Annotated in this window: 23 protein-coding genes; 6 read left to right on the top strand and 17 right to left on the bottom strand. The window is 62.4% G+C overall.

Annotated elements, in window-relative coordinates; translation table 11 throughout:
* Nucleotides 1-50 precede the first annotated feature (50 nt).
* A complete protein-coding gene (locus PSFL_RS09760; RefSeq protein ID WP_120733256.1) occupies nt 51-1,670 on the top strand; it encodes a methyl-accepting chemotaxis protein in 1,620 nt (539 codons plus the stop codon).
* A gap of 194 nt (nt 1,671-1,864) precedes the next feature.
* Here the strand turns inward: PSFL_RS09760 and PSFL_RS09755 are convergent, their stop codons facing one another.
* Genes PSFL_RS09755 through PSFL_RS09740 form a run of 4 tightly spaced genes read right to left on the bottom strand, consistent with a single transcriptional unit; the run spans nt 1,865 to nt 4,937 of the window.
* Nucleotides 1,865-3,190, bottom strand: coding sequence for a 4Fe-4S binding protein (locus PSFL_RS09755; protein WP_397470071.1), 1,326 nt, complete (start codon nt 3,188-3,190; stop codon nt 1,865-1,867).
* 32 nt (nt 3,191-3,222) lie between these two features.
* Complete coding sequence (locus PSFL_RS09750) at nt 3,223-4,065, bottom strand: FTR1 family protein (protein ID WP_057436829.1); 843 nt, start codon at nt 4,063-4,065, stop codon at nt 3,223-3,225.
* Between the two features lie 17 nt (nt 4,066-4,082).
* On the bottom strand, nt 4,083-4,406 hold the full coding sequence (locus tag PSFL_RS09745; RefSeq protein WP_057436827.1) for a cupredoxin domain-containing protein: 324 nt from the start codon (nt 4,404-4,406) through the stop codon (nt 4,083-4,085).
* Nucleotides 4,407-4,937, bottom strand: a complete 531-nt coding sequence (locus tag PSFL_RS09740; RefSeq protein ID WP_170059230.1) for an iron transporter — start codon at nt 4,935-4,937, stop codon at nt 4,407-4,409.
* Nucleotides 4,938-5,113: 176 nt separating this feature from the next.
* Here PSFL_RS09740 and PSFL_RS09735 point away from each other — a divergent pair, with 176 nt between their 5' ends.
* Together PSFL_RS09735 and PSFL_RS09730 are read left to right on the top strand one after the other, a co-directional pair.
* Nucleotides 5,114-5,323 carry a DUF3079 domain-containing protein gene (locus tag PSFL_RS09735; protein WP_057436825.1) on the top strand — a complete coding sequence of 70 codons (210 nt, stop codon included), beginning with the start codon at nt 5,114-5,116 and terminating at the stop codon, nt 5,321-5,323.
* Between the two features lie 105 nt (nt 5,324-5,428).
* Entirely contained in the window at nt 5,429-5,641 is a 213-nt protein-coding gene (locus PSFL_RS09730; RefSeq protein ID WP_057959387.1) for a PLDc N-terminal domain-containing protein, read from the top strand.
* Between the two features lie 202 nt (nt 5,642-5,843).
* On the opposite strand, the gene PSFL_RS09725 is transcribed toward PSFL_RS09730, so the two are convergent.
* Nucleotides 5,844-6,728, bottom strand: a complete 885-nt coding sequence (locus tag PSFL_RS09725) for an alpha/beta hydrolase (protein WP_057436821.1) — start codon at nt 6,726-6,728, stop codon at nt 5,844-5,846.
* Nucleotides 6,729-6,802: 74 nt separating this feature from the next.
* The gene (locus tag PSFL_RS09720) at nt 6,803-7,972 is read right to left on the bottom strand and encodes a diguanylate cyclase (RefSeq protein ID WP_057436819.1); all 1,170 of its coding nucleotides are present in this window, start codon (nt 7,970-7,972) and stop codon (nt 6,803-6,805) included.
* 183 nt (nt 7,973-8,155) lie between these two features.
* On the opposite strand from PSFL_RS09720, the gene PSFL_RS09715 reads away from it, so the two are divergent.
* Entirely contained in the window at nt 8,156-8,752 is a 597-nt protein-coding gene (locus PSFL_RS09715; protein WP_057436817.1) for an NUDIX domain-containing protein, read from the top strand.
* A 97-nt stretch (nt 8,753-8,849) separates the two neighbouring features.
* Nucleotides 8,850-9,437, top strand: a complete 588-nt coding sequence (locus tag PSFL_RS09710) for a LysE family translocator (RefSeq protein WP_057445062.1) — start codon at nt 8,850-8,852, stop codon at nt 9,435-9,437.
* 1 nt (nt 9,438) lies between these two features.
* On the opposite strand, the gene PSFL_RS09705 is transcribed toward PSFL_RS09710, so the two are convergent.
* From PSFL_RS09705 to gloB, 11 genes are all read right to left on the bottom strand, one after another.
* Complete coding sequence (locus PSFL_RS09705; RefSeq protein ID WP_057436815.1) at nt 9,439-10,260, bottom strand: AraC family transcriptional regulator; 822 nt, start codon at nt 10,258-10,260, stop codon at nt 9,439-9,441.
* A 111-nt stretch (nt 10,261-10,371) separates the two neighbouring features.
* Nucleotides 10,372-12,840, bottom strand: a complete 2,469-nt coding sequence (locus tag PSFL_RS09700; RefSeq protein ID WP_057959390.1) for a TonB-dependent receptor — start codon at nt 12,838-12,840, stop codon at nt 10,372-10,374.
* Between the two features lie 122 nt (nt 12,841-12,962).
* On the bottom strand, nt 12,963-13,931 hold the full coding sequence (locus tag PSFL_RS09695; RefSeq protein ID WP_057436813.1) for a FecR domain-containing protein: 969 nt from the start codon (nt 13,929-13,931) through the stop codon (nt 12,963-12,965).
* Nucleotides 13,928-14,458, bottom strand: a complete 531-nt coding sequence (locus PSFL_RS09690; RefSeq protein ID WP_143110313.1) for a sigma-70 family RNA polymerase sigma factor — start codon at nt 14,456-14,458, stop codon at nt 13,928-13,930. The genes PSFL_RS09695 and PSFL_RS09690 overlap by 4 nt, the downstream gene beginning before the upstream one ends.
* A gap of 176 nt (nt 14,459-14,634) precedes the next feature.
* The gene (locus PSFL_RS09685) at nt 14,635-16,245 is read right to left on the bottom strand and encodes an ABC transporter ATP-binding protein (RefSeq protein ID WP_057436811.1); all 1,611 of its coding nucleotides are present in this window, start codon (nt 16,243-16,245) and stop codon (nt 14,635-14,637) included.
* 1 nt (nt 16,246) lies between these two features.
* Entirely contained in the window at nt 16,247-17,266 is a 1,020-nt protein-coding gene (locus PSFL_RS09680; protein WP_057436809.1) for an ABC transporter permease, read from the bottom strand.
* A 1-nt stretch (nt 17,267) separates the two neighbouring features.
* Nucleotides 17,268-18,341 carry a microcin C ABC transporter permease YejB gene (locus PSFL_RS09675; protein WP_057436807.1) on the bottom strand — a complete coding sequence of 358 codons (1,074 nt, stop codon included), beginning with the start codon at nt 18,339-18,341 and terminating at the stop codon, nt 17,268-17,270.
* 1 nt (nt 18,342) lies between these two features.
* Nucleotides 18,343-20,181: an extracellular solute-binding protein gene (locus PSFL_RS09670; protein WP_057436805.1), complete on the bottom strand. Its 1,839-nt coding sequence runs from the start codon at nt 20,179-20,181 to the stop codon at nt 18,343-18,345.
* Complete coding sequence (locus PSFL_RS09665; protein ID WP_271043799.1) at nt 20,178-22,007, bottom strand: extracellular solute-binding protein; 1,830 nt, start codon at nt 22,005-22,007, stop codon at nt 20,178-20,180. Before PSFL_RS09665 ends, PSFL_RS09670 begins: the two co-directional genes overlap by 4 nt.
* A 168-nt stretch (nt 22,008-22,175) precedes the next feature.
* A complete protein-coding gene (locus tag PSFL_RS09660) occupies nt 22,176-23,588 on the bottom strand; it encodes a lytic transglycosylase domain-containing protein (RefSeq protein ID WP_057436803.1) in 1,413 nt (470 codons plus the stop codon).
* 98 nt (nt 23,589-23,686) lie between these two features.
* Nucleotides 23,687-24,454, bottom strand: a complete 768-nt coding sequence (gene gloB, locus PSFL_RS09655; protein ID WP_057436801.1) for a hydroxyacylglutathione hydrolase — start codon at nt 24,452-24,454, stop codon at nt 23,687-23,689.
* A 65-nt stretch (nt 24,455-24,519) separates the two neighbouring features.
* On the opposite strand from gloB, the gene PSFL_RS09650 reads away from it, so the two are divergent.
* A complete protein-coding gene (locus tag PSFL_RS09650) occupies nt 24,520-25,278 on the top strand; it encodes a class I SAM-dependent methyltransferase (RefSeq protein ID WP_057436800.1) in 759 nt (252 codons plus the stop codon).
* The last annotated feature ends 62 nt before the right edge of the window (nt 25,279-25,340 follow it).

Below are 25,340 nucleotides of genomic sequence, written 5' to 3'. Positions count from 1 at the left end.
TACAAAGATGCTGCCCCTTGTGGGCAGGTATTCATCAGGGAGCTTATGACATGACTCGATTGACCACCGCCCGCCGCATCGCCATCGGCTTTGCTATCGCCCCCCTGGCCCTGGCCGGCATGGCGTTGTACGCCTTGCACGACCTGGGCACCCTCAAACAACAGTCGGAGCTGATCGTGCAGCAGGACTGGCCGAAAATCGCCCCGATCATGGTGATTGCCACCGGCGTGCGCGATAACGGCCGCAACACCCGAGACTTGCTGATCGACCAGGACAACCAGGCGGCCCAGCAGGCCATTGGTACTACCCGGCAACGCATCACCGACGCCTTTACCCAGTTAGAGCCATTGTTCGATACGGCCGCCGGCCAGGCGGCCTATGCCGACCTGAAGAAACACCGCGAAGCCTATGTGGGCGCCTTTACCCAGGTGCAGGCACTGATTCGCCAGGGCGCCCATGCCGAGGGTGTGGCCCAGCTCAAGCAAAACGTACAACCCGCCGAGCAGGCGGTGTTCAAGAGCCTGGAGGCGATGATGGCCCTGCAGGGGCAGATTTTTGCCGAGCGCGAACACGCAGCGCAGACCCTGTACAGCGACGCGCGGCGCAATATGCTCGGGCTGTTTCTGCTGTGCGTGGCCCTGGTGGTGGCGGCAGCGGTGATTGTCACCCGCAGCGTGACCCGGCCCCTGGGCGGCGAGCCCGACGAGGCGGCGCGGGTGTTGAGCCAGATTGCCCAGGGCGACCTGACCACGGTAGTGCCAACGGCAGGCAGCGCTGACGGCAGCGTGATGAAGAACCTGCAGCACATGCAGCACAACCTTAACGAAATGGTGCGCCAGATCGCCGCGTCGGTGGACCGCGTGGCCAGTTCGTCCGAGGAGTTGAGCGCGGTCAGTAGCCAGACCAGCAGCAGCCTGCAGTCGCAAGGTATGGAGATTGAACAGGCGGCCACCGCGGTCAATGAGATGACGGCGGCGGTGGATGAGGTGGCGCGCAATGCCGTCAGCACCAGCGAAGCCTCGCGTCTGTCGGCGCAGACCGCCCAGCTTGGGCGTGATCAGGTGCAGGAAACGGTCGCCTCGATCAGCACCCTGGCAGACGGTGTGAGCGGCACGTCGGTGCGCATCCAGCAACTGGCCGGGCGGGTGCAGGACATCAGCGGCGTGCTGGAGGTGATCCGCAGTATTGCCGACCAGACCAACCTGCTGGCGCTCAACGCGGCCATCGAAGCGGCACGGGCCGGGGATGCCGGGCGTGGTTTTGCGGTGGTGGCTGATGAAGTGCGGGCCCTGGCCCATCGCACCCAGGCCTCGACCCAGGAGATCGAGCAGATGATCGGCAATATCCGCTTGGACACCGAACAGGCCGTGACCGCGATGCAGGGCAGCAGCGACCTGGTGCGAGCCACCTTGAGCGTGGCACAACGCTCTGGCGAGGCGCTGGAAGCGATTACCCAGTCGATCTCGCAGATCAACGAACGCAACCTGATGATCGCCAGCGCCACCGAAGAACAGGCATTGGTGGCGCGGGAAGTGGATCGCAACCTGGTGGGCATTCGCAACCTGTCCGAGCAGGTGTTGCTGGGGGCCCGGCATACCGATACGGCGGGGCATGAGCTGGCGCAGATGGCCAGCGAGTTGCACCTGACAGTCGCCAGGTTCCGCGTTTAGCGCTGGGCCTGTGTGCGGGCTTGCCCGAATGCCGTTCAGTTAAGCGCAGATCCCCTGTGGGAGCGGGCTTGCCCGCGAAGACGTCGGCCTAGTAAACATTAATGTTGACTGACCCACGGCTTTCGCGAGCAAGCCCGCTCCCCCAATTGATCTGCGCCGCTTTGAGTATTGCGTTCGCTTGACCGAACGGCGTCTTACAGGTTCCAGCCCCAGAACTGTAGCCACCAGCCATACGCCACCAGCCCATTACCCAGTAGCAGGCAAGCCGAGGCAGCGTAGCGTCGCGCCAGGGGTAGATCGGCCAGCTGTGTCCACGCCAGCCACACACACCAACCAACAGCCCCGACCAGCAATGCGCCGCGCGCCGGTTGGACCCATTCGAGCAGCAACCCTTCGTAGCGCAACAACTTCACCGTGGTGGCCGACAGCCCGAGGAACAGCCCCGCACCGCCCAGGGGCGTCAAGGTCAACGCCAGGGCCCAATACCGTGCACGATCACCGCTGATTCTTGCGGCCAGGCGCACCAGCCCCATCAAGGCGCCGCCGATCAGCAGGCTGCTGGCGCCCAGGTACGCGACGATGCAAAAGCCGTCCAGCCAACTGAAACTGTCGTTGGCCTGGGGGTAATGGGCCAACAGCCACCAGGGCGCGCTGTCCTGCAATGGCCACAGCCAGTCGCGCTCCACCAGCCACTGCGCCAGGGACTGCTTGAGCGTGATAAACCATGGGCTGACGGTCCACTGGAAGGCGCCCATCGCCAGGCCGATCACCCCGAACAGCAACAAGCGCGTATCCCAGGCCAACGCGGGTTTGCGTGGGGCCTGGAGGATTTCGCTATTGCATGAGCGGGCAATCAACTGCACCGCGCCCCGTTGCCCGCTGCAGCGCCCGCAGGCGTGGCAATCGCTGGCGCCTTGCAGGCGGCGGATGTCCAGCAGCGGCGCGCAGTTGGGCAAGGGTAGGCGCGGGCCGTCGTTGGCTTTCCAGCGTTGTTCGTCGACCTGGAAATGCACCGGCGCCAGGCGCGCGAGCAGGGCGAACACACCGCTGACCGGGCACAGGTAGCGGCACCACACCCGTTTGCCGCGCACGAACAACAACCCCACCAGCACGGCGGCCACGGTCGAACCGCCGAGAATCAGCAGGGCCGCCTGGGCGTAGTCGTAGACACTGATCAACTGGCCGTAGAGGGTGGTCAGGCAGAAGCCTACCGTGGGCCAGCCGCCCCAGCGGATCCAGTTCGGAATGCCCAGGCCACGTCCATGGTGGCTGGCCCATTCGCTCAAGGAGCCTTCGGGGCAGAGCACGCCGCACCACACGCGGCCGAACAACACGATGGACAGCACCACGAACGGCCACCACAGGCCCCAGAACAGGAACTGTGCCAGCAGCGTCAGGTTATCCAGCAGGCGTGCCTGGCTGTCGGGCAGCGGCAGCCACGCCGGCACTACCAGCAGCCCGGCGTAGAGCAGCACCACGGCCCATTGCACGCCACGAATCACCCGCGCATGGCGGCGCATGCCATCCCCCAGGCGTTGCAGCCAGGGGGTGTTCACAACGGCGCTCGCCGGGCCCGGTACAGCCCGCGGCCGACCAGCAACCAATACCCCGCCAGCACCAGCAGGGTGATAGTGCTGGGCGTCGCGCGGTAGCCGGCAAACCCTGCGAGCACGGCGCCCAGGCCGTGGCTGTCACTGAGCAGCACGCTGCTGTCCCACCAGGCTTCGCCGACCAGGGTGTAGACCCAGTTGGGCATGTCCATCGCCAGCAGTTGCCCGCCGATACGTTCCACGGCGGCCACCAGCAAGGAGGCCGCCAACAGCAGTAACAGAGCCTCGCTGAGGGCGAAAAAACTCGACCAGGAAATCAACCGGCGTGTACTGCGCAGCAGCATCACTGTGAGCCCGGCCAACACCAGGCCCAGCCCGCCGCCAATGGCGAACAGAGCCAATGCCGGGCCGTCCAGATGGGCGCCGGCGCCGTACAGAAACACCACGGTCTCGCTGCCTTCACGGCTGACCGCCAGCAGCGCCAGCAACAGCAACCCCAGGCCACCCTGGCGTGCCGCGCGCTGGTCGGCTTCGCGCAGCAGGGTATGGCGCAGGCCCGGCCCGTGGCGGTGCATCCAGAACACCATCTGCACCATCAGTAGGCTTGCCAACAGGGTCATGCCGGCCTGGAACCATTCGCCGCCAGGCCCGCTCATGGCTTCGCCGGCCCACAGCATCAGGCCGGCCAGCCCGCCAGAACACAGCAGGCCCAGCACCACGCCAGCCCACAGGAAGCGCCCCAGGCGCGAGTCCTCGGGCTGCTGGCTGATCCAGGCCTGAAGGATGCCGATCACCAGCAACGCCTCGACGCTTTCGCGCCAGACGATAAACATCGATTGATTCATCAAATGCTCCTGGGCCGTTATTCGGCGAGGATGCTGCCTTCGGGCAGCTGTGAGTTGAATTCGTCGAAAAACGGATAGGCGCCCGGTTTGAGCGGGTGGATCACCACGAAGGTGGTGACCCCCGGTGACAGCACCTTTTCCACGCGCAGTGGTGTGCTCTCGAACTCGGCCGGGCCCTGGCCGATGTTTTTCAGCACGATCTTGAAGCGCTGGCCGGCCGCCACCTTGAGTTGCGCCGGAGTGAAGTGGCCGTCTTGCAGGGTCAATTCATAGGTGGGCAAGGGCGCGGCCAGGGCCGAGCCACAGGCCAGCAGGGCGCAGAGGGCGAGGGGGCGGCGCATTCAGTAGCCGCCTTTTTTGCCGATCCCCGCGTAGACGAATTCGTAGTGCACTTCACATCGCTCGAACCACGGCGTGACCCCGGTTTCCTTATCGGTGTGTCGGCCCAGTGAGCCATGGCCGCTGGGCGGCATCACGGTGAAGGTCAGCTGATATTTGCCCGGGCCCAGCAGCTTGACGTTGTCGCCGTAGTGCGGCCCGTCGTTGGCCACCATGGCGTGGAACTCACCGATGATCGGGCTTGCGCCGCCTTGTTTCTGCAGGCGGAACGACACGTTGAGGTAGGGCACGAAACTGCCCTCCTGGAAGCCCTGCTGGTTGTCGGCGGTGGCGCGGATATCGGCTTCCAGATGCACATCCGAATCGGCGGTGGCGCGCATCATGCCTGGCGGTGCCATCTCGATCGGTTGCAGATAGACCGCGCCGACTTCCAGGCCAGGGCACATTTGTGGCTCGCCGATCGGGTATTCCTTGGCGACGGCTGCGCCAGTCGACAACAGCAGGGCCAGTGACAGCGTGAAGGGGATACGCATGGGTACTTCCTGACAGGGCAAATGAGAAGTCGAGTCTAGAAAGCTTTGCTGTAAATAATAATGATTCCTGTCAAGTTTCCAGGGATATACACATAACCATTCTTGACGTTGGTCAAGGCCGTGGGGCGGCGCCAGCCGTAGGATCCAATCACTGCCCACCGCTGTGGAGCCTGCTCATGGCCAAGCCATTCCCGCTCAACCCCAAACACCCCGAACGTATCTGCTGGGGCTGTGACCGTTACTGCGCAACCACCTCCCTGGCCTGCGGCAACGGGGCTGACCGCACCATGCATCCGGCCGAGATGATCGGCGACGATTGGTACCTGCATGGTGATTGGGGGATTGAGTTGCCGATTGCTACGGACAAAGTGCCGGAAGCTGGCTGACCGGTGGTGAGGGGACTTGCCAGGTGCCTGAGCAGTCGTTGGCATTTTTTCTGAACCCTCACGTTCACCCCTGGCCCTAAGGTATATGACCTCAGGAGGTGAACCATGCAAATCGAATACATCTGGATTATTTTGGCAACGCTGTTGGTGCTGGCTGAGTTGTGGGCGATCAACTGCGTATTGCGCAGTGCCAGTCGAGCCGAAACCAAGATGCTGTGGGTCGTGGTGATTGTATTCGTGCCCCTGCTGGGCATGATTCTGTGGGCGATCACCGGGCCCAAGGCGATTGCCAAGGAAAACGCCGGCGCCAATCGGTGAACCTCCCGCGTAAAAAAATCGTTTAAATGCCAAAAGAGTTGTCCACGAAAACCGTGGGTATCTCTGTGGATAACCTTGCGCGGGCCCGGCAGCGCTGGCGATTCAACCCGCGGTTAATATTTGATCAGGATCGTTCGCAAGCCTTTTGGCGTGCGGCTTGCGCTTGACACGCGTCGCTGAAATCGGTGCCGGATCCGCTGTTCTACAGCAAACCCTGGAGCGCCTGGCGATAGTTGCGACCACCCAGGCTCAGGCTGTTGTTATGACTGGCCCCCGGCACCAACAGCAGGTGCTTGGGCTCCAGGGCCGCATCAAACAGTTGCTGGCTGAAGCGCGGCGGCACATAGCGGTCGTCAAGGCCATGCACCACCAGCAAGGGCATATGGATCTCGGCGATCTTGTCGATGGAATCAAACTTCTGCGACAGCAACCAGCGCACCGGCAGCGAGGTATTGGCCACGGCCGCCGCCACGTCGGCCAGGGAGGTAAAGGTGGACTCGATCACCAGCCCGCGCACCGGAGGCGGCAGCTGTTTATCGGCGGCCTGCTGGCCCAACTCGGCCGCCAGGTCGATGGCGACGGCGCCGCCCAGGGAATGGCCGTAGATCAGGCGCTTGCCTGGATCAGGTTGCAGCACCTGGAAGCGCTCCCAGGCAATCCGCGCATCTTCATAGACGCTGGTCTCTGACGGCAAGTCGCCCTGGCTCTGGCCAAACCCGCGATAGTCGATGGCCAGCACCGAGTAGCCCTGGGCGTGCAGTTGCTCGATGCGAAACAGCTGGCCAGTGAGGTTCCAGCGCACGCCGTGCAGGTACAGGATCGCCGGCGCGTCTTTTTTCGCCGCCGGCCACCACCAGCCATGCAGGCTCTGCCCGGACTTGAAGCTGGCCGGCTTGAGTTCGAACTCCTGTAAGCCTTGCGGCAGGCCGCGGTACCAACTGGCGGTGCCGGGCTCGATGCGAAACACCAGCTCGCGCTCCTTGTGTTGAAGCACATTGCAGCCCACGGGCAGGCCGATGATCAGCAATGCCATGCACAGCAGGGGCAACCAGCGCAAACGCAGGCGCGAGAGAAAACGTGAGGGCATGGAGGTTCCAGGACAGGAGCGAAGCCGGATTTTTACCAGATGCCTGGCCAGTGAGGGGAATATTCAGACCATCGTCAGGGGGCGATTGCTTGCAAAGTGTTACAGGCGGTCTGCACGCGATTGCGCCCTTGATCCTTGGCGCGATACAGCGCCTGGTCGGCCTGGGACAGCAGGCGCGACAGATCGTGGCAGGCCGGCGTGGTGGTCACCACCCCGATGCTCACACTGAGGAACCCCGGTGCCAGCAGGTCCAGCTCGGCGAACCGCTGGCGAATGCGTTCCGCTACCTGCACGGCGCCTCGTTCATCGGTATTGGCCAGCAGGCAGGCAAACTCTTCGCCACCAATACGCGCAAACAGATCGTGCTTGCGCAAGATCGACGCGGTCAGTTGGCTGAAGGCGATCAACGCCTGGTCGCCCATGGGATGGCCAAAACTGTCATTCAGGCGCTTGAAGTAGTCGAGGTCACACAACAGCAATGTCACCGGCTGCCCGCGCTGCATGCTGTCGGCCAGCAGTTGTTCGCCATGGAGCATGAACGCCCGGCGGTTGCCGATACCGGTCAGCACGTCGGTGAAGGCGGCCGCCTTGAAGTTGAGTTCGGCGCGCTCCTTGACCATCGCCAGGGTGACGTAGGCGATGCCGATGGCATACAGCATGGATTCGAACAGCATGAACGAAAAAAGCTGTACGCCGTCGTTCATCAATGCGTTCGGGTCCTTGTACGGCATGCCGGGATCGAGCACGCCGCGCACGCAGTAAAAGGTCGTATGCAACAGCATCAGCACCACGGCTGGCAGATAGGCCACTTCCAGGTGTTGACGGTGGCGCCACAACTCCAGGGCCGACAGCACGCCGTAGCTCGCGGCTATCAGGGAATACAGGGTCACCCGGCTGGACATCGAGCCATAGAACTGCGGGACCAGGCACATCACCAGCCACAGCGCCGGCCCGGCGAGGATGCCCGGCAGGTGTGGCTTGCCCTGGACAAACAGGCGCATGGCGGTCCAGTTCATTGCCGCGCTCATCAGGAGCACCACATTGCCTATCACCAGCGCGACGAAGTCCACGCCCACCCCGCGCACGACCATCAACGCCGTGCCGAGGGAGGCCAGCAACAGCATCACGCCAAGATAGCCCAGGGTGGGCTCACGTACGCGATGCCAGGCATGCACGGTGAGCAAGCCCATCAGGCAAAAAACGAAGACGGCAACTATCAGGAGCGTCGGTATGTGCAGCATCATGTCCTTGACCCCGAAGGATGCACTGTCGAGATCACCCCGTCGGACACGTGCCTGGGCGGTGATCCGGTGCACAAAGGGCGCAATTGTAGCTGGATAACGCATAACAATGCTGGCCTATGGACAGCTTGACGCTGGCAGGGCGTCACCGACATGCTGCGCGACCCTGCGACCAAAAGGCCCCCCATGGACAACAGCCCCGTACGCATCACCGCCGAAGAGTTGCTCTCGGACAACTGGTACCTGCTGAAAAAGTACAGCTTCGACCTTCGTCGCCGGGACGGCAGCTGGCAAGCCCAGACCCGCGAGGTGTACGACCGTGGCAACGGTGCAACCATCCTGCTGTACAACACCTTGCAGCGCACAGTGTTGCTGATTCGCCAGTTCCGCATGCCGACCTTCGTCAATGGTCATGACGGCTACCTGATCGAAACCGCCGCTGGCCTGCTGGACAACGCCAGCCCCGAGGAACGTATTCGCCTGGAAGTCGAGGAAGAAACCGGCTACCGCGTAGGCCACGTGGAGAAAATCTACTCGGCCTTCATGAGCCCGGGCTCGGTGACCGAGCGCATTCATTTCTTTATCGGTGAGTACCAACCTGCCGACCGCGTGGGCGAGGGCGGCGGGCTGGAGCACGAAGGCGAAGATATTCAGGTGCTGGAGTTGGGATTCGACGAGGCCATCGCCATGGTTGGCCGCGGCGAAATTGTCGATGGCAAGACCATCATGCTCCTGCAATACCTGGAGCTGCGGCTGCTCAAGGCGGCGCTGACCCTCGCGTAGAAGCCAGCGCCTCCAGGGGCATTTTCTTCAATACGCACTGGCTACAGGGACGTAGCGTACAGGCCTGTCCACCTGTCATTACAAAAAAGGAAGTGCAATGAGTTTGATCATGTCCATGGCCGCCTTCGCCTTGGCGACGTCCATCACCCCCGGCCCGGTCAATGTGGTCGCCCTTGGCTCGGGCGCGCGCTTTGGTTTTGCCGCCAGCCAGAAACACGTGGCCGGCGCGGCCTTGGGCTTCACCTTGCTGCTGGTGTTGATTGGCCTGGGCCTGCACGAACTGCTCGTGCGCTGGCCGATCCTGACCCAGGGCATCCAGTGGGGCGGGGTGGCCTTTCTGCTGTACATGGCCTACAAGCTGGCGATGGACGACGGCCGGCTGGATGCGCAAGACGCGGCTGTTGCGCCGTCGATGCTCTATGGCGCGGTCATGCAATGGCTCAACCCCAAGGCCTGGCTGGCGTGTGTGGCGGGCATGGGCCTGTTTGCGGCCGATGGTGAGGCCGCGCGGGTCTGGCAACTGGCGGCGGTGTACCTGGTGATTTGCTATCTATCGGTGGCGTGCTGGGCGTATGTCGGCACGTTTTTTCGTCGTTACCTGAGCAATGCCCGGGGCATGCGCCTGTTCAATCGGGCCATGGCGCTGTTGCTGGTGATCAGCGTGGTGTACCTGTTGCTGGCGTGAGTCAGCCGCGATACTGCCCCGGCGTGGCCGCCAGGTGTTGTTTGAACGTGCGCTGCAGATGTGCCTGGTCGGCAAAACCGGCGGCCAGTGCCACATCGGCAATCAGGTGGCCGCTACGTAACTGGTTGCGGGCGAACTGGACGCGCTGGTTGATCAGGAACGCATGGGGCGTCATGCCGTAAGCCTGCTTGAACGCGCGAATCAGGTACGACGGCGACAGCTGCGCCGCCTGGCAGATTGCTTCCAGCTTCAGCGCCTCGGTGCAATGCGCGCGGATGTACTCGGCGGCGTGTTCCAGCTTGTGATTGACCTCGCGTACAGGCTCGGCAGCCGGGTTCAGGCGCAGTTGCACCTCAGTGAAAAAACTCACCACGGCGCTGTGTTTCTGCAGGTGTTCGGTGTGCTCGTCGACCAGCACGGTGTACAGCTCCAACAGGCCGGCAAACAGCAGCGGGTCGTCGGTATGGGTCGCGTCGAAGCGGCGAAAGCCCAAGTCACTGGCAAACCCCAACTGGTGTTGCAGATCGGTCAGCCAGGGCGTGTCGATGTAGAGCATGTGATACGACCAGGGTTGGTCGTCGATGGGGTTGCAGGCATGCACATCGCCCGGGTTCATCAGCACCACAGTGCCGGCGCGGATGTGGAAGGTGTCCGGGCCATGGAGATAAAGGCTTTGCCCGGCGGTGATCGCGCCAATCGAGAAGTGGTCGTGGGCATGCCGGGTGTAGCAGACCTTGCGCCCATCCTCGATGGTACGCGCCTCGATAAACGGCAGGCTGGCATCACGCCAGAAGCGTGGGGCGGCGAGGTCGGGCAGCGCCATGGTGCAATCTCCGGGGGACCTTGTAGGACCACGATGATTGCACATAAATACGCCGCCGACCTTATGTAGAAGCCGGCAAGCCCCCACATTTCTCAGGGGGCGCCCCCAGGCTTAGAAGTCCCAGCGCGTCGCCAGTTGCAGGCTGCGCGGCTCGCCGTAGAACCCGGTGCCGAAGTTGCCCAGGCCGGTGTAGTACTTTTTATCCAGGGCATTTTTCACGTTCAACGTCGCGCTCAAGTGCTCGTTGAAGCGATAGCGTGCCATCAGGTCCACCAGGTAGTAGCTGTCCTGGGTGATGCGCGCGTATTGGCCAAAGTTGACCGTGTCATTCGGGTTGGGCTGGAACACATTGCCGAAGAATTCGCTCTGCCAGTTGACCCCGGCGCCGAGGGTCACCTTGTCCAGCGCGCCCGGTAGGCGATAGGTGTTGAACAGGCGCACCACTTGTTGCGGCGTGGTGGTTTGCAGCACCGAGCTGTAGACGTAATCGTCGTTGGCATCGCGGGTGTGCTGGTAGGTGTAGCCGGCCGAGACATTCCAGCCGTCCAGCACTTCGCCGGCCAGTTCCACCTCAAAGCCCTTGGTGGTGGCGCCGGCAATCGGGCGATAGATCGAGTCGCTTTCAAAGCCCGAGACGTATTGCGCGACATTGTCCTGTTCGATGCGGAACGCGGCGAAGCTGGCGTTCAGGCGGCCGTCGAAAAAGGCTGCCTTGAGCCCGGCTTCGTAAGTGTCGCCCTCAATCGCGTCGAGCAATTTGCGGTCGGCATCCTTGCTGTTTTGCGGGCGGTAGATCTTGGTGTAGCTGCTGTACACCGACCAGATGTCGTTGAGGTCATAGACCACCCCGGCGTAGGGCGTCACCACCCCGGTTTGTTTGTAGCTGGTGCGGGCGTCGGTACTCGTCGCAGCGTAGAAGTCGGTGGTGTCGGTGTTGCTGAAATTGCTGACGCGGGTACCCAGGATCACCGACAGGTCATCGGTAGGCTTGAGGCGGGTCGCCAGGTAGGCGCCGGTTTGGCGTTGCACAATATCGTTCTGGCCGCTGCGCGGGATATCCGGCTTGGCGTACTCACCACGCCAGTCATAAATGCTGCCGCCCACCGGCGGGTAGATCGAACCGTAGACCGGCACGTCCTGTTTCGAGCGGGTTGCCATAAAGCCCATGATCAACTCGTGCTCGCGACCCAACAGGCTGAACGGGCCGCTGAGGTTGACGTCGAGGGTGTTCTGCACCTGGTCGCCCTTGTACTTGCCCATGAACATGTACATGCCCTCACCAGTGACCTGGTCCGGGTTGCCGCCACTGGCGGAGGCGAGCAAGGTGTCGTGCTGGCTGCGCTTGCGGTCCAGGCTGACTTTGAGCGACCAGTCGTTGGCCAGCTTTTGCTGGACCGAGGCGAAGATCGTCTGGTTCTGGAAGTCGCGGCGGCTCCAGTCGGCGGCCGGGTTGAACGAGCGCGAGAAATTCGTGCGATTGCCATTGCTGAAATACATCGGGAAACCGGTCCAGCTGGCGCCACGGGAGCGGGTGTCCTGCTGGTCGATACCGAAGGTCAGCAGGGTGTCGGGAGTCAGATCGGCTTCGAGGATGCCGTAGGCAATGTCCTTGGTGTGCTGGTAGTGGTCCAGGTACGACGAGCGATCCTGATAAACCCCGACAAAACGCCCGCGCACATTGCCCGACTCGGTCAGCGGCCCGGAGATATCGCCTTCGGTGCGGTAGTTGTCCCAGGAGCCCACGGTGCCGGTAACCGAGGCCTTGAAGTCCTTGGTGGGCTTTTTACGGATCAGGTTGACCGTGGCCGACGGGTCGCCCGAACCGCTCATCAGGCCCGATGAGCCCTTGATGATTTCCAGATGGTCGTACACCGCCATGTCGGTGCTGGTGGTGCCGTAGTCATACACGCCGTCATAGGTGGAGTTGACGCCGTCGTACTGGAAGTTGGTGATCGGCAGGCCACGGCTGGAGAACTCCCAGCGCTCGCTGTCGTAGTTCTGCACGCTGACGCCAGGGGCGCGGCGCAGGGTGTCGGCGATGTTGTTGGAACCCTGGTCATCCATCTGCTGGCGGGTGATCACGGTGACCGACTGCGGCGTCTCGCGGATCGACAGCGGCAGGCCGGTGGCCGAGGCCATCGAGCCGGTGGTGTAGGAATGACTGTCTTCGGTGGTGGCGCCCAGGGCCACGCCGGAAATGGTGGTGGCACCCAGCTCCAGCTCGCCGGTATTGAGCGGCACCAGCTCCAGCACATAGCCATTGTCGCCCTGGGGCTGGGCCTGCAAACCGCTGCCTTGCAACAAACGCTGCAAGCCGGCTGCGGGGGTGTAGCTGCCACTGAGTCCAGGGCTGGTCTTCCCGGCTGCCAGGCTGTTGTGGCCGGCGATAAACACCCCGGACTGCTCGGCAAAGCGATTCAGCACGCTGACCAGCGACCCGGCGCCAATGTTGTAGCTGCGCGTGGTTTCCTGGGTCGACGGCGTTTCCACCGCCTGCACATTGAGCGGGCCCAGGCAGAGCAGGGTCGCGGTGATGGCCAGCGCCAGGGGGCGCAGCGTGAAAGCAGCGGGTTGCGACATGGAAGGTTCCCTACGGATTCGGCGAATATGAAAGCGTCTGCTGGGTTAACCGAACGAACGTCGAAAAGGGGAACAGGTGGAGCCAAAAAAACTGCTCGCCACAACAGCCCGGTTGGTTGGCGTTAGGTAGCGTGTGTTTTGGGCCCCACGCTGACCCACCACGGCAGCACTCTGTCCACCTGGATCGGCAATGCCGCCTCCAGCAGCCGCAACGCATGCTCGCTGTCCTTGAGCGGGAACGAGCCCATCACTGGCAGATGGGCCACGGCCGGATCACAACCGAGGTGGCCGGGCCGGTAGCGGTTCAGTTCACCGATCAATTGGCCCAGGGGCAGGTTGTCGGCCAATAGCACGCCGCGGCTCCAGGCCTCGCGGGTGGCGGATGCGGGCACTGTGCTGCGGATCGTGTGCCGACCGAACACCGCCTGTTGCCCGGACTCGATAATGCGTACCTGCTGGCCGTCGGCGGTGCGCACTTCTACCCGGCCGTCGAAGACATTCAGGGTGGTGTTGTCTTCGCCGTGCAGCACACTGAAGCGCGTACCCAGGGCACGCAGGTGGCCGTGCGCAGTGTCGACCAGGAACGGGCGCTGGAGGTCCTTGGCAGTGTCGATCAACACTTCGCCAAAACGCAGGTGCAGCAGGCGCTGCTGCGCATCGAAGCGTACATCCATGGCGCTCAGGGCGTTGAGCCAGATGTGTGTGCCATCGGCGAGCAACGCATCGCGGATCTCGCCGCTGGCCGTGGCGTAGTCGGCGCTCCAGCCGCCGATCACCCGGGGCAGGGCAGTGCCGCGCCAGGTGCCCCAGGCCAAGGTCGAACCGGCGCACAGCACCAATAATGTCTTGAGGGTTTGCCGCCGCGTGCTGCGCAGGGCGCGGCCGGCGCCGATGGGCTCGTCGGTCAGGGGCGCGAAGCGTTGGCTGACGCGCTCGACATAGCGCCAGGCAGCCTGATGCTCGGGGTTCTGCCCCAGCCATGTCTGCCAATGCTGTTGTGCCTGGCTGCCGCCTTGCGGGTCCTGTAGGCGCACATACCACTGGGCTGCCTGCTGCAGGCTGGCGTGGCTGAGTTTTCCGCTGGGGTTCATTCCACCAGCAACCCGTCGAGTTCGGCTTCCAGCACCGCGCAGTGCAACAGCGCCTGGGCCATGTATTTTTTCACCATGCGCTCACAGACCCCCAACTGCACGGCGATTTGCTTGTAGGTCAGGCCATGCAGTTGCGCCAGCAGGAACGCATCGCTGACCTTGCGCGGCAGGCGCGCGAGCATGGCATCGACCTCGTACAGGGTTTCGACAATGATCGCCCGCTGCTCCGGCGATGGCTGCACCGCCTGTGGGCGGTCGGCGAGGCTTTGCAGCCAGGCCTGCTCCAGTTGGCGGCGGCGCCAATGGTCGATGCACAGGCCCCGGGCGATGGTGGCCAGGTACGAGCGCTCGCGCACGGCGTCAGCCTGGTCAGGCGGGCGCTTGAGCACGCGGATAAAGGTGTCTTGCGCCAGGTCGGCGGCATCCCAGCGGTTGCTCAGGCGCCGGCGCAACAGGCCGAGCAGCCAGGAGTGGTGGCTGCCGTAGAGCTGACTGAATGAAGCGGGGGAAGTCGACACAATATCCAACCGGCGCTGGCGCCACGACGTGAATAGGAATTGGTCGCGATTAAAGCAAAGGCCTGCGGGCAGCGCAAATGATATTGGTTTGCTTTTGCGAAAGGCTTTGCCTGCAGAGCTGCACAAATCAAATGGGGGAGCTGGCAAGCCAGCTCCCACAAGGCGTCTCCGGCCTAAACTCAAGATCAGCTACGTGAGGTTGGCACCAGAAACGCGGCCTCCAGCAGCTGCCGGGTATAGGCATGCTGGGGATCGGCGAAGATGGTCTTGGCATCCCCCTGTTCCACCACTTGCCCCTGTTTGACCACCATCAACTGATGGCTCAGGGCTTTGACCACCGCCAGGTCATGGCTGATAAACAGGTAAGTCAGGTTGTACTTGGCCTGCAGGTTACGCAGCAGTTCCACCACCTGGCGCTGCACCGTGCGGTCCAGGGCCGAGGTGGGCTCATCCAGCAGGATCAGGCGTGGCTTGAGCACCAGGGCGCGGGCAATGGCAATGCGCTGGCGTTGACCTCCGGAGAATTCGTGGGGGTAGCGGTGGCGGGTCTGCGGGTCGAGCCCCACCTCCTTGAGCGCGGCGATAATCGCTGCTTCCTGCTCGGCCGCGGTGCCGATCTTGTGGATGCGCAAACCTTCGCCAACGATCTCGCTGACGCACATACGCGGGCTCAGGCTGCCAAACGGGTCCTGGAACACCACCTGCATTTCCCGGCGCAATGGCCGCACCTGTTGCTGGGTCAGTTGGTCCAGTTGCTGGCCCTCAAAACGGATCCCGCCCTTGCTGCCGATCAACCGCAGGATCGCCAGGCCCAGGGTGGATTTGCCCGAGCCGCTTTCGCCGACAATGCCCAGGGTCTGGCCCTGGGGCAGGCTGAAGTGGATACCGTCCACCGCCTTGACGTAATCGACGGTATTGCGCAGGAAGCCTTTTTTGATCGGGAACCAGACTTTCAGGTCGTCGACTTCCAGCAGCGGCGGGCCAACCGCGTTGCTCGCCGGACCGCCACTGGGCTCGGCGGCCAGTAGTTCCTGGGTGTACGGATGCTGCGGGGAGCGAAACAGTTCTTCGCAGGACGCCTGCTCGACAATGCAACCGCGCTGCATCACACACACGCGGTGGGCAATGCGCCGCACCAGGTTCAAGTCATGGCTGATCAGCAACAGCGCCATGCCCAGGCGCGCCTGCAACTCCTTGAGCAGTTCGAGGATCTTCAACTGCACGGTCACGTCCAGGGCCGTGGTCGGCTCGTCGGCGATCAGCAGTTCCGGCTCGTTGGCCAGGGCCATGGCGATCATCACCCGTTGACGCTGGCCGCCAGACAACTCATGGGGCAGGGCCTTGAGGCGCTTGTGCGGTTCGGGGATGCCCACCAGGTCCAGCAGTTCCAGGGTGCGCAGGGTCGCGGCCTTGCCGGTCAGGCCCTTGTGCAGGCCCAGCACTTCGTTGATCTGCTTTTCGATGGAGTGCAGCGGGTTCAGCGAGGTCATCGGCTCCTGGAAGATCATCGCAATGCGGTTGCCGCGAATCTGGCGCAGGGGCTTTTCTTTCAGGGTCAGCAGATCCTGCCCGGCATACTCGATCGTGCCGGACGGATGCCGCGCCAGGGGGTAGGGCAGCAGGCGCAGGATCGAGTGGGCGGTCACCGACTTGCCGGAGCCGCTTTCGCCGACCAGGGCCAGGGTTTCACCGCGGCGGATATCGAAGCTGATATTTTCCACCACGCGCTGATGCTGCTCGCCGGTGACGAACTCGACACTGAGGTCGCGGACTTCGATCAGATTGTCCTGATTCATCTCATTTCCTCGGGTCGAAGGCATCGCGAGCGGACTCGCCGATAAACACCAGCAAACTCAACATGATCGCCAGCACCGCAAAGGCACTGATGCCCAGCCATGGCGCCTGCAGGTTGGATTTGCCCTGGGCCACCAACTCGCCCAGGGACGGCGACCCGGCGGGCAGGCCGAAGCCCAGGAAGTCCAGGGCGGTGAGGGTGCCAATCGCGCCGGTGAGGATGAAGGGCATAAAGGTCATGGTCGAGACCATGGCATTGGGCAGGATATGGCGGAACATGATCGCGCCGTTCTGCATGCCCAGGGCGCGGGCCGCGCGCACGTATTCCAGGTTACGGCCGCGCAGGAACTCGGCGCGCACCACGTCCACCAGGCTCATCCAGGAAAACAGCAACATAATCCCCAGCAGCCACCAGAAGTTCGGCTGCACAAAGCTGGCGAGGATGATCAGCAGGTACAGCACCGGCAACCCCGACCAGATTTCCAGGAACCGCTGGCCGGCCAGGTCGACCCAGCCGCCATAAAAACCCTGCAGGGCCCCGGCCGCCACACCGATGATCGAGCTCAACACCGTGAGGGTCAGGGCAAACAGCACCGACACTCGAAAGCCATAGATCACCCGCGCCAGCACGTCGCGGCCCTGGTCGTCGGTGCCCAGCAGGTTATCCGCCGAGGGCGGCGCCGGCGCCGGGACTTTCAGGTCGTAGTTGATGCTCTGGTAGCTGTAGGGGATCGGTGCCCAGAGCGTCCAGGCATCCTTGGCCTTGAGCAGTTCGCGGATGTACGGGCTTTTGTAGTTGGCTTCCAGGGGGAATTCGCCGCCGAAGGTGGTTTCCGGGTAGCGCTTGAGCGCCGGGAAGTACCAGTCGCCGTCGTAATGCACTGCCAACGGCTTGTCATTGGCGATCAACTCGGCGCCCAGGCTCAGGCCAAACAGGATCAGGAACAGCCACAGCGACCACCAGCCACGTTTATTGGCCTTGAAACGCTCGAAGCGGCGGCGATTGAGGGGGGATAGCGTCATCTCAATGCTCCCGGCTTTCGAAGTCGATACGCGGGTCGACCAGGGTGTAGGTCAAATCACCGATCAGTTTCACCACCAGGCCCAGCAGGGTGAAGATAAACAGGGTGCCGAACACCACCGGGTAATCGCGGTTGATCGCCGCTTCAAAGCTCATCAGGCCCAGGCCGTCGAGGGAGAAGATCACTTCGACTAGCAGCGAGCCGGTAAAAAAGATACCGATAAACGCTGAAGGGAACCCGGCGATCACCAGCAGCATGGCGTTGCGGAATACATGGCCGTAGAGCACGCGGTGATTGGTCAGGCCCTTGGCCTTGGCGGTGATCACGTACTGCTTGTTGATCTCGTCGAGAAAGCTGTTTTTGGTCAGCAGGGTCATGGTGGCGAAGTTACCGATGACCAGGGCCGTGACCGGCAGCGCCAGGTGCCAGAAGTAGTCGAGGATTTTGCCGCCCCAGCTCAGTTCGTCAAAGTTGTTGGAGGTCAGTCCCCGCAACGGGAACCAGTCAAAATAACTGCCGCCGGCAAACACCACGATCAACAGGATGGCAAACAGGAACGCCGGGATCGCATAGCCGACGATGATTGCCGAACTGGTCCACACGTCAAAGTGGCTGCCATGGCGAGTGGCCTTGGCGATCCCGAGGGGGATCGAGACCAGGTACATGATCAGGGTGCTCCATAACCCGAGGGAGATGGACACCGGCATTTTCTCCTTGATCAGGTCGATGACCTTGGCGTCGCGAAAGAAGCTGTCGCCAAAGTCCAGCTGTGCGTAGTTCTTGACCATGATCCACAAGCGTTCCGGCGCCGACTTGTCGAAGCCGTACATCTTCTCGATTTCCTTGATCAGCGTCGGGTCCAGGCCCTGGGCCCCGCGGTAGCTGGAGCCGGCCACCGAGACTTCGGCACCGCCACCGGCGATACGGCTGGTAGCACCTTCAAAGCCTTCGAGCTTGGCGATCATTTGTTCCACCGGGCCGCCGGGGGCGGCCTGGATAATCACAAAGTTGATCAGCAAAATGCCGAACAGCGTGGGGATGATCAGCAGCAACCTGCGAAAAATATAAGCCAGCATGTCAGTCGCCTCCGCTCGCCGGATCGGCCGTGGTCTGGGGTTGCGGCGTTACGGCCGGGGCCTGATGGGGCTTGATCCACCAAGTGGCAATGCCCACGTCATAGCGGGGCGGGACTTTAGGGTGGCCAAGGTGATTCCAATAGGCCACGCGGTAGGTCTTGATATGCCAGTTGGGGATCACGTAGTAGCCAAACTGCAAGACCCGGTCCAGGGCCTTGGCGTGGGCCACCAGGCTGTTACGCGAGTCGGCATTGATCAATTGTTCCACCAATTCGTCGATGGCCGGGTCCTTGAGGCCGATGTAGTTGCGGCTGCCGGGCTTGTCGGCACTGCTCGATTGCCAGAACTCACGCTGCTCGTTACCCGGTGAAGAGGACTGCGGAAAGCTGCCGACCATCATGTCGAAGTCCCGCGAGCGCACGCGGTTGACGTATTGCGAGACATCGACCCGGCGGATCACCAGTTCGATGCCCAGGTCCGCCAGGTTGCGCTTGAACGGCAGCAGGATGCGCTCGAAGTCGGTCTGGGCCAGCATGAACTCGATGCTCACCGGCTTGCCGGTGGTGTCGACCATCTTGTCGTCAACAATGCGCCAGCCGGCCTCTTGCAACAGTTGGTAGGCTTCGCGCTGCTGGGTGCGGATCATGCCGCTGGCATCGGTTTTTGCCGGGGCGAAGGCCTGGGTGAAGGCTTCGTCAGGGATCCTGCCGCGCAGCGGTTCGAGAATCGCCAGTTCGGCAGGGCTGGGCAGGCCGGTGGCGGCCATGTCCGAGTTCTCGAAATAGCTGCGGGTACGGGTATAGGCGCCGTTGAACAGTTGCTTGTTAGTCCATTCGAAGTCCATCAACAGGCTGATCGCCTTGCGCACCCGCACGTCCTGGAACATCGGCTTGCGGATATTGAACACAAAACCCTGCATCCCGGTGGGATTGCCGTTGGGCAGTTCTTCCTTGATCAGCCGGCCCTCGGCCACGGCCGGGACGTTGTAGGCGTTGGCCCAGTTCTTGGCCGTCATTTCCTGCCAGTAATCGAACTGCCCGGCCTTGAGCGCCTCCAGGGCCACGGTGCTGTCGCGGTAGTAATCGCTGATGCGGTAATCGAAGTTGTACAGGCCCTTGTTGACGGGCAGGTCCTTGCCCCAGTAATCCTTGACCCGCTCGTAGCGGATCGAGCGCCCTGGCTTGACCTCGGCCACTTTGTACGGGCCGCTGCCCAGGGGGATCTCCAGGCTGCTCTTGGCAAAGTCACGCCCGGCCCACCAGTGTTTGGGCAACACTGGCAATTGGCCGAGGATCAACGGCAGTTCGCGGTTGCTGGTGTGCTTGAACTTGAACAGCACGCGCAACGGGTCTTCGGCGATCACTTCGGCGACGTCGGCGTAGTAGGTGCGGTAGATCGGGCTGCCCTGGGTGATCAGGGTTTCAAAGGTGAACACCACATCTTCGGCATGCACCGGATGGCCATCGTGGAAGCGCGCTTCGGGCCGCAGGTAGAAGCGTACCCAGCTGTTATCCGGGGCTTTTTCGATCTTGCCGGCGATCAGGCCATATTCAGTGATGGGCTCGTCCAGGCCCTGCTGGGCTAGGGTGTCGTAGACCAGGGTGATGTTATCGGCGGGCACGCCCTTGCTGATAAACGGATTGAGGCTGTCGAAGCTGCCCATGGCTGCTTCGCGAAAGGTGCCGCCTTTGGGCGCATCCGGGTTGACGTAGTCGACATGCTTGAAATTGGCCGGGTACTTGGGCGGCTCGTCATACAGGGTCAAGGCATGTTGTGGGGCAGCAACGGCCTGGGCGCAAAACAACAGGCCACTGATAATCGCAGTACGCAAAGGCATCATTGGGGTTTCTCCGAAGCTTTCAGCCACCACGCGCTCAGGCCCAGGCTGTAGGGCGGCGTGGTGACGAAGGCGAACCGGTTACGGTACGCCAGGCGATGATAGTTGAGATACCAATTGGGAATACTGTAGTGCTGCCACAGCAGGACCCGGTCCAGGGCCCGGCCGGCGGCGACTTGTTGGTCGCGGGTCTGCGCGGCGAGCAGTTGCTCCAGCAGGTGGTCGACCACCGGGTTGGCGATGCCCGCGTAGTTCTTGCTGCCTTTGATCGCGGCCTGGCTGGAGTGGAAGTACTGCCACTGTTCAAGGCCAGGGCTCAAGGTCTGGTTGAGGGTCATCAGGATCATGTCGAAATCAAACTGATCGAGGCGCTGCTTGTACTGCGCGCGGTCCACCGTACGCAGGCGGGCATCAATGCCGATGCTGCGCAGGTTTTCGACGTAAGGTTGCAGGATGCGCTCCAGGTTAGGGTTGACCAGCAGGATTTCGAAACGCAGCGGCTGGCCATTGCTGTCGAGCAGGCGCTGGCCAGAGAGTGTCCAGCCACCTTCGGCCAGCAGGCCGAGGGCGCGGCGCAAGGTTTCCCGGGGGATGCCGCGCCCGTCGGTCTGCGGCAGGCTGAAGGCCTGGGTAAACAGATTGGCCGGTAGCTGGTCGCGATAGGGCGAGAGCATCAGCCATTCATGACCCACCGGCAGGCCGCTGGCCGCGAATTCGCTGTTGGGGTAGTAGCTCAGGGTGCGTTTATAGGCGCCGCTGAACAGGGTGCGGTTGGTCCACTCGAAATCGAACATCAGCCCCAGCGCTTCGCGCACTTTGGCCTGGCTGAAAGTGGCGCGCCGGCTGTTCATGAACAGGCCCTGGCTCTGGGTCGGGATCTGGTGGGCAATCTGCGCCTTGATGACTTCGCCACGGTTCACCGCCGGGAAGTTGTAGCCATTGGCCCAGTTTTTGGCCTGGTGTTCGATATAAATGTCGAATTCGCCGGCCTTGAATGCCTCGAAGGCCACGTCGCTGTCGCGATAGAACTCCACCTCGACCTTGTCGTAGTTGTAGAACCCGCGATTGACCGGGAGGTCCTTGCCCCAATAGTCCTTGACCCGCTCGAACACCAATTGCCGGCCCGGTTGCACCTGGCTGATGCGATAGGGCCCGCTGCCCAGCGGCGGCTCGAAGGTGGTGGCCTTGAAGTCGCGGTTTTTCCAGTAGTGCTGAGGCAGCACCGGCAACTCGCCCAGGCGCAGGATCAACAGCGGGTTGCCGGCGCGCTTGAACACGAAGCGGATGCGATGGGGGTTGAGTACATCCACCCGGGCCACTTCCTGCAGGTTGGTGCGGTATTGCGGATGGCCTTCGGTCAGCAAGGTGCGGTAGGAAAACGCCACGTCGTCGGCGGTAATGGGCTTGCCGTCATGGAAGCGCGCTTGCGGGCGCAGGTTGAACACCACCCAACTGCGGTCCTCGCTGTACTCCACAGATTGGGCAATCAGGCCATAACTGGACGTGGGCTCGTCGCCGGATGGGGCGTACTGGCCGGTGCCGACCATCAGCGGCTCGTTGAGCTCGTTAACGCCGTATTGCAGGAAATTGGCGGTGGAGACCGGGCTGGAGCCCTTGAAGGTATAGGGGTTGAGGGTGTCAAACGTGCCAAATGCCATGACCCGCAAGGTGCCGCCCTTGGGCGCTGCGGGGTTTACCCAATCGAAGTGGGTGAATTTGGCCGGGTACTTGAGCGTACCGAACTGCGCATAACCGTGGTTCTCGGTAATGGTCGCATTCGCGCAAAAGCTCAAGGCCAGACTTATTAGTAGAAGGAGGGGACGCTTCAAGTCAGAGATCCGATCCGGGCGGCTTGGGCTTTATGATCGGTACAGTAACAGCTTGTTCCACTTGGAAAAAGACTGTTGAAAAGGCCATTTTCAGGCTCGGAGGGATCTTGAGCGGTGCGCAGGGCCTGTATGGGAGCTGGCTCCCATACAGGCCTGCGTGCACTCGGTTTATCTTGGCCCGGAAACCACCAGCATCTGCCCCGGCTTCAAGGCCTGGCCAGTGCGAGGGTTCCAACGCTTGAGATGTTGCATCTCGACGTTGAAGCGCTTGGCAACCATGTACAGCGAGTCACCTTTCTTGACCTTGTATTGCACCGGTTTCTTGCCGCCAGCCTTGGCCACCAGTCTGCGGGTGTCCTGCATCACCAGGGTCTGGCCAACCTTCAGGGCCTGGCCATTGAGCTTGTTCCAGCGCTGCAGGTCATGCACATCGACCTTGTTGGCCTTGGCAATCAGCGTCAGGTTGTCGCCGCTCTTGACCTTGTAGCTGCGCGAGCGCCCGGCCACGGCCTTGTGTTCGACTTCGTCAAACACCGGCTTTTTCGGGCGCAGGCTCAACAATTCCTCGGGGTTCATCGAGGACAGGCTACTGGCCAGTAACTGCGCCTTGGAGGTGGGCACCAACAAATGCTGGGGACCGTCCAGGGTGGTGCGTTGCTTGAAGGCCGGGTTGAGCTGGAACAGTTCGTCTTCGTCGATCTCGGCCAGCGCGGCGACCCGGGACAGGTCCATGCTCTGCTTGACTTCGACCATTTCGAAGTACGGCGTGTTGGCAATCGGGTTCAGGTTGACGCCGTAGGCCTCGGGGGCCAGCACCACCTGGGACAGCGCCAGGAACTTGGGCACGTAGTCCTTGGTTTCCTGGGGCAGCGGCAGGTTCCAGTAGTCGGTGGGCAGGCCGAGCTTCTCGTTGCGCTCGATGGCCCGGCTGACCGTGCCTTCACCCGCGTTATAGGCCGCCAGGGCCAGCAGCCAGTCGCCGTTGAACATGTCATGCAGACGTGTCAGATAGTCCAGGGCGGCGGTGGTGGAGGCGGTGATGTCGCGACGGCCGTCGTAGGCACGGGTCTGGCGCAGGTTGAAGTAGCGCCCGGTGGAGGGAATGAATTGCCACAGGCCGACCGCATCGCTGCGTGAATAGGCCATTGGGTTGTAGGCACTTTCAATCACTGGCAGCAGCGCCAGCTCCAGGGGCATGTTGCGTTCTTCAAGGCGTTCGACGATGTAGTGAATATAGAGGCTGCCGCGTTCGCCGGCATTCTCCAGGAAGGACGGGTTGCTGGCGAACCACAGGCGCTGTTGCTCGATACGCGGGTTGACGCCGACACCGTCCTGCAGTTGGAACCCCTGGCGCATGCGCTCCCAGACATCCTGGGGGACCTGCGGGCTTGGCTTCTCTGAGAGCCAAAGGGGTTTTTGCTTGATCTTGGCTGTGAGTACGGGTTTGGGTTGCACGGTGGATTGTGCAGCGAAATGAGTGGTTTGGCAGCCCGCCAGAGTTGCGGATACGGCCACCGCAATGGCTTGAGCCAGGCGGGTCAATGCGTCTGAATGGTTGGACTTACGAATAGATGACGACATTGGCTGGAAGTTAGTTCCGGGCAAAAATGTCGGGCGATTCTAGAAAGCGCTTGGGTTCCGGTCAACCATTCAGAAATTTCGTATCAGAACCTGTCTGCTTAGAACGTGTCTTTCCACGCTCGCAAGCTAGCAAAAACCTCGCTCCCAGCGCGGTTATCGCGGTTCCCCCACTCGTCCGCTTTTTGTTTAACGGATGTTTCGGCGGTGCGCAAAAACGGGTTGGTGAGTTTTTCCAGGGCCAAGGTCGAGGGCAACGTCATCTTGCCGGCTGCCCGAAGTTGGCTGACTTTAGCCACCCGTTCGGCGATATCGGCGTTGTGCGGTTCCACGGCCTGGGCAAAGCGCAGGTTGCTTTGGGTGTACTCGTGGGTGCAGTAGACCAGCGTGTCGGCCGGCAGCGCGGCCAGGCGCTCCAGGGAGTTGTACATCTGTTGCGGCGTGCCTTCGAACAAACGCCCACAACCGGCGGCGAACAGGGTGTCGCCGCAGAACAGCAAGCCATGATGATAAAAGGCTATATGTCCCAGGGTGTGTCCCGGCACGGCGAGCACGTCGAAGCCCCAGCCCAGCACCTCGATCCGGTCGTTATCGTTGAGCGCGACGTCACGGGCCGGGATTTTTTCGCTGGCCGGGCCATAGACCTTGGCGCCTGTGGCTTGCTTGAGCTGCTCTACGCCGCCCACGTGGTCATTGTGGTGGTGGGTAATCAGGATGTCGCCGAGGGTCCAGTCCGGGTGCTGCGCAAGCCACGCCATGACAGGCGCGGCATCGCCCGGATCGACCACGGCACAACGATGGCTGCGATGGTCCTGTAACAACCAGATGTAGTTATCGGTGAAGGCGGGCAGGGCACTGATCTGTATCATTCTTCTATTCGCCAAGCTGAACACATTGGTGCATCTTAGAACGTCTTGGCGAGTTGGAGAATGCAATGACTGATAAAGCGTTCGCCCAGGCCGATCCCGAGTGGCTGGCCTTGATCAGCGCAGCCCGTGAGTGGCTGTCCGGGCCGATCGGGCAATTTCTGCTGGAACAGGAGCGGCTTATGCTCGAAGAAGAGCTTGAGCGCTTCTTTGGCGGCTACCTGGTGCACTACGGCCCTTCGGCACAAACCCCGCCGCCCGCGCCCCAGGTGCAGCGCAATGTGCGCCTGGGCGCGCCGTTGCCGGGGGTCGAGATTGTCTGCGAAGAACAGGCCTGGCCTTTGAGCGAGCACGCCGCCGATGTGGTGGTGATGCAGCATGGCCTGGATTTCTGCCTGTCGCCCCATGGCTTGCTGCGTGAAGCGGCCAGCGCGGTGCGCCCGGGTGGCCATCTGTTGATCGTCGGCATCAACCCCTGGAGCTCCTGGGGCCTGCGGCATGTCTTCGCCCATGATGCGCTGCGCCAGGCCCGCTGCATCTCGCCCTCACGGGTCAGCGACTGGTTGAACCTGCTGGGCTTCGCGCTGGAGAAACGTCGCTTCGGGTGCTATCGTCCGCCGCTTGCTTCGCCCAAGTGGCAGGGCCGGTTGGCCGGTTGGGAGCGCCGTGCCGGGGCCTGGCAGTTGTCCGGGGGCGGTTTCTACCTGCTGGTAGCCCGCAAGATCGTGGTCGGGCTGCGACCGGTGAGCCAGGTCCGGCGCGAGCCCATCGGCAAACTGGTGCCAATGCCCCTGGCCAAGGTCAACCGGCGCTCCAGCGAGCAATAACTCACTTTTTGGCATTCAGGTCGTCGTGTGCGACCTCGGGAGCTGTCGGTCGATTACCGGCA

Origin of the sequence: Pseudomonas sp. DD1 (genome assembly GCF_044510355.1) — a bacterium.
Classification (GTDB): domain Bacteria; phylum Pseudomonadota; class Gammaproteobacteria; order Pseudomonadales; family Pseudomonadaceae; genus Aquipseudomonas; species Aquipseudomonas shahriarae.
Note: the sequence above shows the minus strand (reverse complement) of the source record. Positions and strands in the feature narration are given on the sequence as shown.